The sequence below is a fragment of the Bradyrhizobium rifense genome (assembly GCF_008123425.1).
GTDB lineage: Bacteria > Pseudomonadota > Alphaproteobacteria > Rhizobiales > Xanthobacteraceae > Bradyrhizobium > Bradyrhizobium rifense.
On the sequence record NZ_VSSS01000051.1, the window covers coordinates 161,289 to 175,798 of the forward strand.

The following is a 14,510-nucleotide window of genomic DNA, read 5'->3' on the forward strand; positions in this document are numbered from 1 at the left end:
CGATATCCCCGCCGGCCGTAAGCCGTTGTGGGGACACGCGGAACAGCGCTTCCGCCGGTCGCGACTTGAACCCACCCAACGCCAGATTTGCGCGTGCGCTTTTGTGCGCGCCTGCTCGCACGGAGCGCCATCCATGTATCGCATTGCCGGACTTTTCACCGCCTTCGTCATGCTCGCGGGCGCGAGCCTCTCGCCGGCCGCGGCCGAGGACAAGACCATCACGGTCTTCGCCGCGGCGTCGATGAAGAACGCACTCGACGAGGTCGATGCCGCCTACACCGCCAAGACCGGCGTCAAGTTCAGCGTCAGCTATGCCGCGAGTTCGGTGCTGGCCAAGCAGATCGAGCAGGGCGCGCCGGCCGACGTGTTCGTCTCCGCCGACACCGACTGGATGGACTACGCCATCTCCAAGAAGACCATCAACGAGCCGACCCGCGTGAACCTGCTCGGCAACAGCATCGTGCTGATCGCGCCGAAGGACTCCAAAATCGACAACGTCACCATCGCGCAAGGTTTCGACCTCGCAAAGCTCGCCGGCGACGGCAAGATCGCGACCGGCGACGTCAAGTCGGTGCCGGTCGGAAAATATGCCAGGGCGGCGCTGGAGAAGCTCGGCGCCTGGCAGGTGGCGGAGCCGAAATTCGCCATGGCCGAGAGCGTGCGCGCCGCGCTGACGCTGGTGGCGCGTGGCGAAGCCAATCTCGGCATCGTCTATTCGACCGACGCCAAGGTCGAGCCCGGCGTGAAGATCGTCGGCACCTTCCCGGCGGATTCGCATCCGGCGATCATCTATCCGGTGGCGGCGACCACGACTGCGAAGCCCGAGACGAATGACTACCTCGCCTTCCTGAAATCGTCGGCGGCCAAGACCATTCTGGAAAAATACGGCTTCAAGTTCCTGATCTCTCCCACGACTTAGTTTTTGCGACGTGATAACCACGACTTGATGCTCGACATCTCTCCCGCCGAATGGACGGCGATCCTGCTCTCGCTCAGGGTCGCCGTCATCGCGACGCTGGTGGCAACGCCGTTCGGCATTGCGCTGGCGTGGCTGCTCGCCCGCAAAGACTTCTGGGGCAAGTCGGTGCTCGACGCTGTCGTGCATCTGCCGCTGGTGCTGCCGCCCGTCGTCACCGGCTATCTCCTGCTCCTGACCTTCGGCCGCCGCGGTCTCGTCGGCGCGTTCCTCGCCGATCATCTCGGCATCGTCTTCGCCTTCCGCTGGACCGGTGCGGCGCTCGCCTGCGGCGTGATGTCGTTTCCGCTGCTGGTGCGCCCGATGCGGCTGTCGATCGAGGCGATCGATCGCAGGCTCGAACAGGCCGCCGAGACGCTTGGTGCTGCGCCTTTCAAGGTGTTCTTCACGGTGACGCTGCCCTTGGCGCTGCCCGGCGTGCTCGCCGGCATGGTGCTCGGCTTTGCCAAGGCGATCGGCGAATTCGGTGCCACCATCACCTTCGTCTCCAACATTCCCGGCGAGACCCAGACGATTTCGTCCGCGATCTATTCGCTGATCCAGACGCCGGATGGCGACGCCGCCGCGGGGCGGCTGGTGATGATCTCGGTGGGGCTCGCGATCGGCGCCTTGATCGCCGCCGAATGGTTCGCCCGCCGCGCCACGCAGCGACTGCACGGGAACTGACCATGCTGCGCGTCGACGTCGAAAAACAACTCGGTGAATTCTCGCTTCAAGCGTCGTTCTCGAGCGAAGGCCGCGTCACCGGCCTGTTCGGCGCATCCGGCGCCGGCAAAAGCTCGCTGATCAACATGATCGCGGGGCTGTTGCGGCCCGATCGCGGCACCATCGTCATCGACGGCGATGTTGTCGACGACACCGCCGCCGGCATTCATGTGCCGACCTATCGTCGCCGCATCGGTTATGTGTTCCAGGATGCGCGGCTGTTTCCGCATCTCAACGTCGCACAAAATCTCGATTATGGCCGGCGGATGAACCGTCTCGCGGCGGATCCGGCGCAGCGCACGCGGGTCGTCGATCTGCTCGACATCGGCGCTCTTCTTGACCGCCGTCCCGGAAAACTCTCCGGCGGCGAACGCCAGCGCGTCGCGCTCGGCCGCGCGCTCTTGTCAAAGCCGCGCCTGCTGCTGCTCGACGAGCCGCTCGGCGCGCTCGACGAGGCCCGCAAGCTCGAGATTTTGCCTTATCTGGTCCGCCTGCGCGACGAGGCCAACGTCCCCATGGTCTATGTCAGCCACGACGTCGCCGAACTGCGCCAGCTCGCGACGCAGATCGTGATGCTCAGGCAGGGGCGCGTGACGTCGTTCGGCGGGGTGAAGGTGCTGACGTGAGGCACCAATAGTCGTCCTGCGCCGCGCTAAACCCCCGCCACCGACGTCCATAGCTCCGCAAGCTTCTTCCGCAGCGCTTGGCTGCGCGTCAGCGGCGCCGGGGTTTCGTCGTCTTCCGGCAGGCGGAGGCCGACGACGTTGACACGGCCGCCGGAGATGCTGCGCGCGACGAGCACGATCTCACCCAGCGCCAACTCGGCGCCTTCCTTCGGCGCGCGGTCGAGATGGACGTCGAAATAGTCGGCGAGCGTGAGCTTGCTGTCGTCTTCACTTGCCGTCACGCCGTAGATCTCGGCGAGTTCGGCGAGCGTGTGCTCGCCGGAGACCATGAAGTCGCCGAGCAGATGCGGATCGGGCTCCGAACTCGGCTGCATGTCGACGAAGAAACGATCGAGCGCCTCGGCCTTTTCCGGCGGCGCCAGCAGATAGATGTAGTCGCCGGGCGCGATCGGATCGGCTTCCACAGGCGTCAAAATGCTCTGTTTGCGGATCACCAGCGTCGGCTTGGACCAGGACGGGATCAGGCCGCGGCGGAAATACAGGCTCTTGGGCCGCACCGGATAGCCGACCAGCTGCTGCTCGAGCTGGCCGGGCAGATCCAGCTCGACACGGCGCGGGCCACGCTCGGCACGGGGCAGCGCCACGTGCAGTTTTCGCGCGGCAGGTGCGAGCGTCCAGCCTTGCAGCAACAGCGAAATGATGACGACGACGAAGGCGACGTCGAAATAGAGATAGGCCTTTGACAGGCCGACCAGCATCGGGATCGAGGCCAGGAAGATCGCGACCGCACCGCGCAAACCTGTCCAGGCAATGAAGATCTTCTCGCGCCAGTTGAAGCGGAACGGCGCCAGACACACGAACACCGCGATCGGTCGTGCGACCAGCATCAGGACGAAGGAAACGCCGATCGCGGGCAGCACGCTGGAGCCAAGCCGGCTCGGTGACACCAGCAGACCAAGCAGCACGAACATCACGATCTGAGCCAGCCAGGTCGCGGCATCGAGAAACGCCACCACCGAATTATGCGCGCGCGTCGGCCGGTTGCCGATGATGATGCCGGCGAGATAGACGGCGAGGAAGCCCGAGGCGTGCATGATCTGCGAGCCGCCGAAGATCACGAGCGCGGCCGTGGTGACGAACGGCGCATGAAGTCCCTGCGGCAGCGCGACCTTGTTGAGCCCGATGACGACGAGACGTCCGCCGAAGAAGCCGACGACGGCACCCAGCACCGCCTCTTGTAGGAATTCCATCACCACATGGCCGGGCGAGCTCGAGCCCAGCGAGATGTATTCGACCAGCATCAGGGTGAGGAAGATGGCGAAGGGATCGTTGGTGCCGGATTCGGCTTCAAGCGTCGCGCCGACGCGCGGCCTCAGGCGCAGGCCCTGGGTGTGCACCAACAGGAACACCGCGGCCGCGTCGGTCGAGGCGACCACCGCGCCGACCAGCAGCGACTCCGTCCAGTTGAGGTCGAGTGCGTATTTCGCGAACGGCGCGGTGATCAGCGCGGTCAGGAGCACGCCGACGGTCGCGAGCACCACGGAGGGCGCCAGCACGGTGCGGATGCTGGCAAAGCGCGTCTTCAGGCCGCCGTCGAACAGGATCAGGGCCAGCGCCACCGAGCCGACCAGATAGGTCGTGCCGACGTCGTTGAACTGGAGCTGGCCGGGACCCGCATCACCCGCCAGCATGCCGATCGCGAGGAAGACCAGCAGCAGCGGCGCGCCGAAGCGCAGCGCGAGCAGGCTCGACAGGATACCGGCCATGACAAGGACGGCGCCGAGCAGAATGGCGATACTGAAAGAGTCGAGTGAGGCCATCCACCTTCCGGGTACAAATCGCTGGAATTGCATCCTTATCGTCGCCGCACCGGCGCGCCAACCCATTTTCTCCCGCTCGCGGCAATCTGCCCGTATTTTGCGGCCTTAACGCGCTTCACTTCGCGGTGTATCGATGGCCCGGCCGCTTCCTTTGTGGGATTCTGCGGCGCCTTCGAATCAATTCCTCCCGCCTGCTTCCCGACGAGACCGCCCGATGGACATGGACCTCAAAGACCTCATGGAGTTCGTGCAGACCACCGCGCGCAGCGTCGGGGCGGAAATCTCCTCGCCCTGGTTCTACCTGCAATTTGGTCTCATTCTGGCTGCGGCCGGGATCGCCTATGCGGCGGAGGCCGCGGTTCGCAACCGGGTCGACATGACCTCGCTGGCGATGCGCTGGCCGCTGCCGCTTCGCCACTTCGCCCGCGTGATGGTGTCCAGCGCCTCGACAGCGGTGTTCACCCTGCTCGTGATCATCTCGCGCGTGGTGATGTACCATGCGACCTGGCCGAGCCGCAGCTACCTCCTGATGGTCGCCGCCAAGCTGGGGCTTGCCTGGCTAGCGATCCGGCTCGTGACCTCCGTGCTGCGCAACGCCTTCATCGTCAAGCTGGTGTCGATTGCCGCGTGGTTCGTCGCGGCCCTGTCCATCCTCGGCCAGCTCGATGCCACGGTTGACGCGCTCGATTCCGTTGCGATCGTATTGGGCGGGTTGCGCCTGACGCCGCTGCTGGTGATCAAGGCCGGCGTGCTCCTGCTCATCGCGCTCTGGCTGACCAACATCGCCAGCAATTTCGCCGAGAGCAAGATCAACTCAGCCTCCGACCTGACGCCGTCGGTCCAGGTGCTGCTGGTCAAGATCATCCGCATCGGGCTGCTTGCGGTAGCGATCGTGATCGCGCTTGGCGCGGTCGGCATCGACCTCTCGGCGCTTGCCGTGTTCTCCGGCGCGGTCGGCGTCGGCATCGGTATCGGCCTGCAGAAGATCGTCGCCAACTTCATCTCCGGCATCATCCTGCTCGCCGACAAATCGGTGAAGCCGGGCGACCTCGTCACCATCGGCGACAATACCGGGCGCATCAGCGCGATGAAGACGCGCTATATTTCCGTGGCCGCCGGCGACGGCCGCGAGTTCCTGGTGCCGAACGAGGACCTGGTGACGCAGAAGGTCGTCAACTGGACCTATACCGACAAGAACACGCTGGTGAAGATCACCTTCGGCACCAATTACGACGCCGACCCCAGGCTGGTCTGCAAGCTCGCGATCGAGACCGCGGCCGCCCATCCGCGCGCGCAGAAGGCCAGGCCGCCGAACTGCATCCTGACCGAGTTCGCCGAAGCCGGCATGAAGTTCTCGCTGACCCTGTGGCTTGCGGACCCCGACGGCATGGACAACGTCAAGAGCGACGTGATGCTGGCGCTGTGGGACGTCTTCAAGCGCGAGGGCATCCGGGTTCCCTATCCCGTCCGCGAAATCCGCGTCCGCGGCGGGGCGCTGCCGGTCGAAACCACCGTAGAAGTCCCGAATTGAGCCGCCTTTCGGGCGCATGGCGGCCAGGATTCTTGTTTTGACGCGTTTTCTTCACGCGAACCGGGGCCCACTTCGCTCGAAAACGCTCGAGCTAAGCTTGCACGAAGGCCCGCAATCATTAAATTGGGCCTGAAATCAAGCCTTTCCGCCCGATCGGGCCCGAGCCAGAAGAACCAGACCCGCATGAGCTACGTCGAAGCCACCGATACCTCCCTGCGCAAGACCGGACAGATCAAGCTGCATGGGCCGGCCGCCATTGCCGGCATGCGCAAGGCGGGTGCCCTGGTGGCGAAGTGCCTCGACGAGCTCACCGACATCGTCGGCCCCGGCGTTCCGACCGACCGCATCGACGAATTCGTCCGCGAGTTCGCCTTCAGCCATGGCGCCTATCCGGCGACGCTGATGTATCGCGGCTATCGCTACTCGACCTGCACCTCGCTCAACCACGTGGTCTGCCATGGCATGCCCGGCGACCGTCCGCTGAAGGAAGGCGACATCGTCAACATCGACGTCACCTTCATCGTCGACGGCTGGTACGGCGATTCCAGCCGGATGTATGCAGTCGGCCCGATCGCGCGCAAGGCCGAGCGGCTGATCGAAGTGACCTACGAAGCCATGATGCGCGGCATCGCCGCCGTGAAGCCCGGCGCCACCACTGGCGACATCGGCCACGCCATCCAGAGTTTCGTCGAGCCGCAGGGCATGAGCGTGGTGCGCGATTTCTGCGGCCATGGCCTCGGCCGCATGTTCCACGACGAGCCGAACATCATCCATATCGGCCGGCCCGGCGAGGGCGTGCAGCTCAAGCCCGGCATGTTCTTCACCATCGAGCCGATGATCAATCTCGGCAAGCCGCACGTGAAGATTCTGTCCGACGGCTGGACCGCAGTCACCCGCGACCGCTCGTTGTCGGCGCAGTTCGAGCACTCGGTCGGCGTCACCGCCACCGGCGTCGAGATTTTTACGCTGTCGGAGCGGCACGGCGAGAAACAGATCGGCTGATCTGCTTCCGGCCTCGCGCTGTCAGTCCAGCGTGAACAGCTCCGCGCCTTCAATCGCGTAATGCGCGAACAGAAAATCCCTGATGTTGACGATGCTGCCGTTCTCCCAGTCGAGGAGGACGAAGTAGCGCGGCGGGCCTGACGGGTCCTGCGGATCGAACATGATGATCGCAGCACGCCGATCGACGAAGCCGGGAACGCAATGCCAGGGGCTGGTCTGCGCATAACGCCCGAAATACTCGCCGACGTCGTGGCGGCCGGCCCTGCGCGTTCGGTTGACCATCTCCAGCTGCACGTCGTCGGCCAGCATGTCGCGCAGGGAATCGAAATCACGCGCGTTGAAGCGCTCGACATAATGCATCAGGCGGACGCGCTCGGCTGTCTCCAGTTCTGGAGGCCTGATATCGTCGGGTTCCTCCGCGAGCTCGCGGAGACGAACCCGGCCGCGTTGCAGGGCACCCTTGGTGGCCGGGATGCTGCCGCCCATGATGGTGCAGACCTCGTCGACGGAATAGCCGAGTACGTCGCGCAGGATCACCGCGCTTCGCTGCGACACCGGCAGCCGCATGAAGGTCTGCAAGCTCGCAGCCACGATCTGGCGGTCGTTCACGGGGCTGGTCGAGGCGGCGATCATGTCCAGATCTTCATCGGAGTGAGCAGCATTGTGGCGCGCGCGCCGGCGCAAAAAATCCAGCGCGGCATTGTGGGCGATGCGAAACAGCCAGCCTTCCGGATTGTCCAGCGGCTCGGTCCGCGGCGCAGCCTCGATGGCCTTGAGCAGCGCCTCCTGAAGCACGTCCTCGCCGTCGATGACCGAGCCCGTCATGCGCGCGCAATAGCGATGCAGCTGCGGCCGCATTGCCACCGCAAGGCGGTCGAGAGCCTTAAGGGCGGTCTCCCGGACCGCCCCCGCATCATTGCTCGTCACATCATCTGCCAAGCCGGATCTCCCCGTCGCCGATCGGCGTGATACGTCAATCGGGGGCGAGGCGCTACTCGCCGAAGATCAGGCATGATTGACCTCGACCACCTCGCACAGGATCGTTTCGGCCTTGGCGATCGCGGCAAGCCGCTGGATGTACGGCGCGAATTTCGGATCCTTGCGGAAATTCTCGATATCGCCGGCGCTTTTCCATTGCGAATAGTTGATCGCGCGCCCGCCCTCCTTGCCGGCGTGGACGCTGGAGGAGATAAAGCCGGGCTGCTTGCTGAAGAAGGATTCAGTGCCCTCCTTCAGGAGCTGGACCAGCTTTTGCTGATTGTCCGGCTCGACCGTGAAGACGTTGACGAGGGTGGTGATGTCGCTGCCGATGCGGATGGTGGCTTCCATGTTCGAACTCCTGTTCTGGCTGTAGGACGGGACGCTTTGAGCGGCGATCAGGACCCCGGCACCAAGGCCGCTGGCAACGACGGCACGACGCGATGGCGTAGCCTTGATCTCTGACATCGGGGTTCTCCTTTGCGAAAACTCTGCTGGCCGTTCGATGAGGCCCACAGCGCAGAGACGAACGAGGCGGTGAAAAGGAAACGGTCGGCGCGAAATAATTTTCGCCTAGTCACCTCGCCCATAGACGGCGTCGCGAATTTCGATCGGGAAGGCGCCGAAGCCGCCCTCCAATCCGGTATTGGTGAAGGCGACGACGGTCAGCCCGTGGACGGGGTCGACGAAGAAGCTCTGGCCGTAGGCGCAGTTGAAGGTCCAGGTTCCCGCCGCCTGCGGTGATTTCGCAAGCGCGCTGTCCTTCAGGACAAGGGCTCCGTAGCCGAAGCCCCAAGCCGGGAGCCCCGTCGGCGTCAAATCGCCGATCTGGCTTGTCGTGATCTGCTGCACCGTCGACGCCTTCAGGACCGGCCCGCCCCCTAGGCGGAGCGCTTCGACCAAACGAGCGTAGTCGCCGGCCGTGCTGACAAGGCCGGCGCCGCCCGATGGAAAAGCCGCTCGATCGAATGCGCGTGACGGGGATACGTGAATGATCCCGGCGCCCCGGAACGGGACAAGCTGCGGGTCCGTCATGCGCGCCGGCTCGGGCTTGCCATCGACATAGGGCACCGCAAGCCGCGCTTCGTCGCCGACCAGGAAGGCCGTATCGCGCATCGCGAGCGGTGTCGTGACCAGGCGTCGAACGGCATCCGGCAAGGGCTGACCGGCCACCCTGGCGATGATGGCGCCGAGCACGTCAGTCGCGAGCGAATAGCCCCATCGCGTGCCCGGCGCGTAGAGCAGCGGCGCAACCGCGATGCGACGGATCTCCTCGTCGAGGGTGATGTCGGATTTGTCGAGGCCATCAGAGATTCCTGCGCGCTGATAGGGGCTATCAGGCGGCTGGAGGAATCCGTAGGAGAGCCCGGCCGTATGGGTGAGCAGATGATGGATGGTGATCGCGGGGATCTTGCCGTCCGCGGTCTGCGGCCGGAAATCCGGCAGCCATCTGGTGACGGAATCCTGTGGGTCCAGCCGGCCGCGCTCGACCAGCGCCATGGCGGCGACCGAGACGATCGGCTTCGACAGCGAGGCAAGGCGGAACATGGCATCTTCCCGCATCGGCGAAGCGGCCTCGCGATCCGCATGGCCAGCGGCGCGGCGATAGACGATTTCGCCATCCTGCATCACCAATACGACGCTGCCGACGATGCGTCGCGCGGCGATGGCGCGATCGATCACACGATCGAGGCGCTGCCTGCGTTCGTCGGCCGCGTTTTCTGATTTCGCAGGCCGGCTCAACGGCGACGCGGCCACAGCAAGGGTCGCGGCGGCACTGCGCGCAAGAACAGCGCGGCGCGAAAGACTTCGGAACGGCCACATCGGTAGGTCTCCATTGGGAACTCGGCCTGCCCGCCGGATGGCGTGCGGAGTGTGGCGAGCCCACGATGGACAAGACGAACGGGAGCGGCCGATGGAAACGGTGCCGCCGAAATTTTTTCGCGGGACGTACCCCGCGCCGGCGCGACATGATCAGAAACCGTCGGGCTGATTGCCGCCATCTTCAAAGCCTGATCTTGCCATCCTGTTTCTCGATGACGATGTCTCGTCAGACAGACAGGAGAGACGAAGTGAGCACCTCGACGCGCCGCGGCTTTCTCGGCTTCGTGTCGGCCAGCGCCGCGGGCCTGCTGCAAACCCGCGCGGAGGCGGCATCCGGGCCAGTCGGCGGTGAGCCCGCCTGCATCCTGACGCCGCAGGCAGAGGAAGGGCCGTTTTATTCCGACCCAAAGCTCGTCCGATCCGACATCGCCGAGGGCAAACCGGGCGTGCCGCTGACCCTGCGGCTGCGCGTGATCGAGGCCGGATCGTGCACGGCGATCCATGACGCGCGGGTCGACATCTGGCATTGCGACGCGAAGGGGCTCTACTCGGCGTTTCCTGGCCAGAGCGACAACCACAAGGTCGATGCGAGACGTTCCTGCGCGGCACGCAAATGACCGACGGCGCTGGCTGGGTCATTTTCAACACCATCTATCCCGGCTGGTATGACGGCCGCACCACGCACGTCCATTTCAAGGTGTTTTTGAGCGATCGCACCGTGCTGACCGGGCAGACCTTCCTGCCGGATGCGCTGAACGAGTTCATCTACACCAACGTGCCCGACTATGGCGATCGCGCACGGCAGCGCATGGTGATCAACGCCAACGATCACGTGATCGAACGTTCCGATCCCGAGCATCGCGCCTTCTGCGCGGTGAAGGAGGAGCGTGACCGCTATGTCGCGACACTGACGCTCGGCGTCGACCGCCGGGCAGAGCTGACCGTCGGACGCGCAGGCCCACCGCCACCGCCGCCCGGCGGCATGGGCGGCCCCATGTTCGGACGTCCGATCAGGGACCGGCTCGCTGCACTGGTCCCGGGGTTAAAGCGCGACCGTTGAGCCGCCGCCCACGCAATTGACGGTTGCAAAAACGGAGCGTCGCGGCGATGCTTGGCGTGCGATGCCCGCCAGATCCAGCAGCAAATCCCCTGCCCCGTCCAACCAGCCGGAGCCGTCCGAGCCGCATTATCTCGGCCATCGCGAACGGCTGCGCGAGCGCTTCTACAGCGCCGGCGCGGATGCGCTCAGCGACTACGAGCTGCTGGAGATGGCGCTGTTTCCGGCGCTGCCGCGGCGCGACACCAAGCCGCTGGCGAAGACGCTGATCAAGATCTTCGGCTCGTTCGCCGAAGTCGTCCACGCGCCGGTGGCACGGTTGCGCGAGATCGACGGCGTCGGCGAAGCCGCGATCAACCAGCTCAAGCTGATCGCGGCGGCGGCGCACCGCGTCGCCAAGGGCGAGGTCAACAGCCGCAACGCGCTGTCGTCCTGGAACGAGGTGATCGCCTATTGCCGTACCAGCATGGCCTTCGCCGACAAGGAGCAGTTTCGCCTGCTCTTCCTCGACAAGCGCAACCAGCTGATCGCCGACGAGGTGCAGCAGACCGGCACCGTCGACCACACCCCGGTCTACCCGCGCGAGGTGATCAAGCGCGCGCTGGAGCTGTCGGCGACGGCGCTGATTCTGGTACATAACCACCCCGCCGGCGATCCCTCGCCTTCGCAGGCTGATATCCAGATGACCAAGGCGATCATCGACATCGCCAAGCCGCTCGGGATCGCCGTGCATGATCACATCATCGTCGGCAAGAACGGGCATGCGAGCCTGCGCGGGATGCGGCTGATCTAACCTGCAAGAGGCGAGCGCCAGCGACGACCGTCGGCTCGGGAACGTGCAGTCACTCAGATCCACAATACTATGAGCGACGCGAGGATGCAGATGTACAGGGCCGCCTCTGCGAGTGGAGGATTCGCGAACATTGATCTCAATCCGAGGCGACTGACAACGAATCGAACGGCGATCAAGATGACCAAGGCGAGGAACAGGTACCGCACAAAGGGAGCCGCCAGGATACCTCCCACATCAATATCCCTCGATGCGCCCATTGGATGTCCTTAAAGCAGGTTTTCAAGCCGATCGAGGAGCCCCCGGTCGCGCTTGGCCACCGGCATTCCCTTTCCTCCGATAACTGAGACGCTGCAGGTCATTCCTGCAACGAGCCATACCCCCGGAGGGACTTGTTCGATGCTGATACGCACCGGAATTCGTTGCGCAAGCCGGACCCAGGTGAAGATCGGGTCGACGTTTGGAAGACCCTGGGTGCTGCTTGCCGCGTTCGCAGCGCTGATGCCGCCCGTGATGCTCTCGATCTTTCCATTGATCGGAGATTGGAAGCCCAGCAGCGTCGCCTCCACCGGATCGCCGACATGGATGTTGGCGAGCTTCGTCTCCTCAAAATAGGCATCGATCCAATAGGAATGCTCGTCGATCACCGACAGGTTAGGCGTACCGGCCCGGGCATAGTCTCCCACGCGCATTAGAAGATTCGTGACGTAGCCATCGACGGGAGATCGAACCTCTGTCCTGTGAAGATTGACCTCGGCCTGGGAAAGTGCTGCCTTGGCGCTCGCAAAGGCGGCCTCCGCCATCTTCTCATTGCCGTCGAACACCTGCTTCTCCTCGATCGAGGTGGACAGCGTGGTAAGAGCGGCCCGCCGGGCGTTCTGCGCTTTCTTGACCACGAGGTCGGCTTCTCGGGTCAGAATTGTCGCCTTGGCATTATCCAGCGCCACCTCGAAGTCAAACGTTTCGATGACGTAGAGCACATCTCCCTTGTGAACGTGCTGGTTGTCGCGGGTCCGGACCTCAACGATCTGGCCGGAAATTTGCGCCGCCACGTTTGCGACCTGCACACGGACCATGCCGTCGCGCGTCCACGGCGACGTCACATAAACGCGCCAGCCGTACCGCGCAACAACAAGTGCTGCTGCGACAAGCACGCCAGTTGCAGTATATCGGAGCAGGTTGACCACTGATCTTCTCCTTATCGCCAGCGCTGCACTCATCGCCCGCCTTCTCCTTTGATGAAGCCCCGGCCGTCGAAATGCCGGATCCTGCGCCTCTCGCGGTCCAGCAACAGGCCTGCGGACCATAAGTCGGCAAGTGCGGCCAACTGTGCTTCATGCAGTCCGGCCTTGCCTTCCTGCATGCGTCGAAGAACTGATCTGGCTCCGGCGTAAAGCCGCCGGCTATTCCCAGACCGAAGAGCTCGTTGCAGTGGCCCAAGCTTGGAGCGGAAGGCCGGATCGTCCGAGCTCTGCTCCAAGTGATCATAGGCCGCAGCAGACACGAGCGAGAGGTCGCTGGTCGCGAGAAGGCCCCTAAGCATTTCCGGATGCGACCTGTGTTTGTCAGTGGCCGCGACAACATAGTCGGCAATCCTGGAGGCCAGCGCGATGCTTAGCGCCGGCAAGCTGTATTTCTTGCCGGTCACCGACGCTGCCAACGTTTCCTTCGTCGCCCTGACGACTGCACGCTGTTTGTCGAGCTCCGATACCGGCCACACCAGGCGGAACGCCAGAAATACGACACCGAGGGCAAATGCCACGAACATGCATTGCGAAAAGAAGCTGAGCGCGTTGAACGATTGAGGATTGGACGGCGCCAACAAGAAAAGGAAAATATTGTTCATCGGCGCTCCGATGCCGGCGATCTTCGGATTGACGCTGAGCACACAGCCCAACATCATCATCGGCGCGATCCCAATCGCAAGCCGGATAAAGTCCTGTGAGCCGGTGAGGAAATAGAAGTGGACAATATAGGCGCTCACCGCGGCGAGCGTGAAACTCGCCATGGCAGCAACCACGACTTTAGAAGGATCTCGCATTGTCGTGCACAAGGCACACACGTTTGCGGTGATCATCAAAGCCAGAGCGGACGCCGGCCATCCCGCAAACACGAGAAAAAGCGCGCCCACCGAAACCGCTATCCCGACACGAATTGCATTCTGTAGCGCAAAGAAGAACTCCCTGCGGCGTGGCAATCGCACATTACGCGCCGGCCCGCTCCCCTCGCGTACGGACAAGAGTCCATCCTCGATCTGAATCATGGATTCCACGCAGCGAAGGGCCCGCTGAATTTGTGCTATGGCCGCGATAGTCGCGTCCGAACGCGAAAGTTCGTCGTCGTGCATCCTGACGAGGATTGCCAGCGCCTCCGATCGATTGCCATCAAGCGCAGCAAGACATTGGTCTCTAACGGTGACGGCCAAGGGATCGCCACGATCAAACAAGCTCAATAATCGGGCCTGTTGGACAATCTCGACTAATGCCAGCATCGCGCTACGCGCACCTCCGGCCCGATGCCGCCCATCCGCCATGTCGTAAGCGACGATATCGACCTCATCCCTCAAGCCAGCAATCGCTGCGAAGAGCATCCCTGCTCTTTCCGCATCGTCCTTGGCCCCGCCCAACACGTCGCGGGCGTAGTCGCGCACATCATGCCAGGCCTGGGCTATCCGACGCTCCAGCCCAAGCCACACGGGCGGCGAACCGAAGAGATCGTTGATGAGTGTCACGCAAAGGATACCTATCGTGATCGCAGCCACGCGATCGGTCATCGCGGTGAACACTTTTTGCGGCGTATCTATATTGACGACCGTAATGATTCCGACTGTGTAGCCGGACAGAACGGCGGCATAAGCCCGAAAGCCGCGGAAGTAACTCGCGACGAAGACGCAAACACACACCCAGAGAATGAAAGCGGCGAGCAGGCCGACACGCTCGCCGGGGAAGAGACCGGCGATCACGATTGACATCGCAGCGCCGATGAACGTTGCAGCAAATCTGTAGACGGCTTTGGCGAGCGCCGCACCGCGCGTCGGCTGCGCCAGGATAGCCACCGTCACGGCCGCGGATGATGCTCCTCCGAGTTGCAGCCAAAACGCGACGTAAAGCGCAACTATCGCCGCCAGCCATATCCTGAAGGCATAAGCCCATATGTGAACCGGTACCATCATGCGCGAACGTCACATGCTTTCAGGGACAG

At 63.7% G+C, this 14,510-nt stretch carries 15 protein-coding genes; 8 read left to right on the forward strand and 7 right to left on the reverse strand.

The window, feature by feature from the left end:
* Positions 1-133: 133 nt before the first annotated feature.
* Genes modA through modC form a run of 3 tightly spaced genes read left to right on the forward strand, consistent with a single transcriptional unit; the run spans position 134 to position 2,307 of the window.
* Positions 134-919 (forward strand): molybdate ABC transporter substrate-binding protein, encoded by a 786-nt coding sequence (gene modA / locus FXB40_RS31520; RefSeq protein ID WP_148775996.1) that lies wholly within the window; start codon positions 134-136, stop codon positions 917-919.
* A gap of 27 nt (positions 920-946) precedes the next feature.
* Positions 947-1,642: a molybdate ABC transporter permease subunit gene (gene modB, locus FXB40_RS31525; RefSeq protein ID WP_148775997.1), complete on the forward strand. Its 696-nt coding sequence runs from the start codon at positions 947-949 to the stop codon at positions 1,640-1,642.
* A 2-nt stretch (positions 1,643-1,644) separates the two neighbouring features.
* Positions 1,645-2,307, forward strand: a complete 663-nt coding sequence (gene modC, locus FXB40_RS31530) for a molybdenum ABC transporter ATP-binding protein (protein ID WP_148775998.1) — start codon at positions 1,645-1,647, stop codon at positions 2,305-2,307.
* 26 nt (positions 2,308-2,333) lie between these two features.
* Here the strand turns inward: modC and FXB40_RS31535 are convergent, their stop codons facing one another.
* Positions 2,334-4,127, reverse strand: coding sequence for a potassium/proton antiporter (locus FXB40_RS31535; RefSeq protein ID WP_148775999.1), 1,794 nt, complete (start codon positions 4,125-4,127; stop codon positions 2,334-2,336).
* A gap of 214 nt (positions 4,128-4,341) precedes the next feature.
* Between FXB40_RS31535 and FXB40_RS31540 the strand changes: the two genes are divergently transcribed.
* Both FXB40_RS31540 and map read left to right on the forward strand, forming a co-directional pair.
* The gene (locus FXB40_RS31540) at positions 4,342-5,658 is read left to right on the forward strand and encodes a mechanosensitive ion channel family protein (protein WP_187437278.1); all 1,317 of its coding nucleotides are present in this window, start codon (positions 4,342-4,344) and stop codon (positions 5,656-5,658) included.
* Between the two features lie 183 nt (positions 5,659-5,841).
* Positions 5,842-6,660: a type I methionyl aminopeptidase gene (gene map / locus FXB40_RS31545; RefSeq protein ID WP_148776000.1), complete on the forward strand. Its 819-nt coding sequence runs from the start codon at positions 5,842-5,844 to the stop codon at positions 6,658-6,660.
* A 21-nt stretch (positions 6,661-6,681) separates the two neighbouring features.
* Here map and FXB40_RS31550 read toward each other — a convergent pair whose 3' ends face one another.
* The 3 genes from FXB40_RS31550 to FXB40_RS31560 all read right to left on the reverse strand — a co-directional run bounded on the left by FXB40_RS31550 (position 6,682) and on the right by FXB40_RS31560 (position 9,462).
* Positions 6,682-7,599, reverse strand: coding sequence for a sigma-70 family RNA polymerase sigma factor (locus FXB40_RS31550; RefSeq protein WP_283812966.1), 918 nt, complete (start codon positions 7,597-7,599; stop codon positions 6,682-6,684).
* 66 nt (positions 7,600-7,665) lie between these two features.
* Positions 7,666-8,106, reverse strand: a complete 441-nt coding sequence (locus FXB40_RS31555; RefSeq protein WP_148776001.1) for an antibiotic biosynthesis monooxygenase family protein — start codon at positions 8,104-8,106, stop codon at positions 7,666-7,668.
* Positions 8,107-8,211: 105 nt separating this feature from the next.
* Entirely contained in the window at positions 8,212-9,462 is a 1,251-nt protein-coding gene (locus FXB40_RS31560) for a serine hydrolase domain-containing protein (protein ID WP_148776002.1), read from the reverse strand.
* A gap of 248 nt (positions 9,463-9,710) precedes the next feature.
* Here FXB40_RS31560 and FXB40_RS50180 point away from each other — a divergent pair, with 248 nt between their 5' ends.
* The 3 genes from FXB40_RS50180 (at position 9,711) to radC (ending at position 11,312) form a co-directional block, all read left to right on the forward strand.
* A complete protein-coding gene (locus FXB40_RS50180; RefSeq protein WP_347339788.1) occupies positions 9,711-10,079 on the forward strand; it encodes a peptidase associated/transthyretin-like domain-containing protein in 369 nt (122 codons plus the stop codon).
* Positions 10,076-10,522, forward strand: coding sequence for a peptidase associated/transthyretin-like domain-containing protein (locus tag FXB40_RS50185; RefSeq protein WP_347339789.1), 447 nt, complete (start codon positions 10,076-10,078; stop codon positions 10,520-10,522). Before FXB40_RS50180 ends, FXB40_RS50185 begins: the two co-directional genes overlap by 4 nt.
* A 61-nt stretch (positions 10,523-10,583) precedes the next feature.
* Positions 10,584-11,312 carry a RadC family protein gene (gene radC, locus FXB40_RS31570; RefSeq protein ID WP_148776003.1) on the forward strand — a complete coding sequence of 243 codons (729 nt, stop codon included), beginning with the start codon at positions 10,584-10,586 and terminating at the stop codon, positions 11,310-11,312.
* Positions 11,313-11,365: 53 nt separating this feature from the next.
* On the opposite strand, the gene FXB40_RS31575 is transcribed toward radC, so the two are convergent.
* Genes FXB40_RS31575 through FXB40_RS31585 form a run of 3 tightly spaced genes read right to left on the reverse strand, consistent with a single transcriptional unit; the run spans position 11,366 to position 14,481 of the window.
* Positions 11,366-11,569: a DUF1656 domain-containing protein gene (locus FXB40_RS31575; RefSeq protein WP_148776004.1), complete on the reverse strand. Its 204-nt coding sequence runs from the start codon at positions 11,567-11,569 to the stop codon at positions 11,366-11,368.
* A 9-nt stretch (positions 11,570-11,578) separates the two neighbouring features.
* Positions 11,579-12,496, reverse strand: a complete 918-nt coding sequence (locus tag FXB40_RS31580; RefSeq protein ID WP_347339790.1) for an efflux RND transporter periplasmic adaptor subunit — start codon at positions 12,494-12,496, stop codon at positions 11,579-11,581.
* Positions 12,497-12,525: 29 nt separating this feature from the next.
* On the reverse strand, positions 12,526-14,481 hold the full coding sequence (locus FXB40_RS31585; protein WP_148776006.1) for an FUSC family protein: 1,956 nt from the start codon (positions 14,479-14,481) through the stop codon (positions 12,526-12,528).
* Between the last annotated feature and the right edge of the window lie 29 nt (positions 14,482-14,510).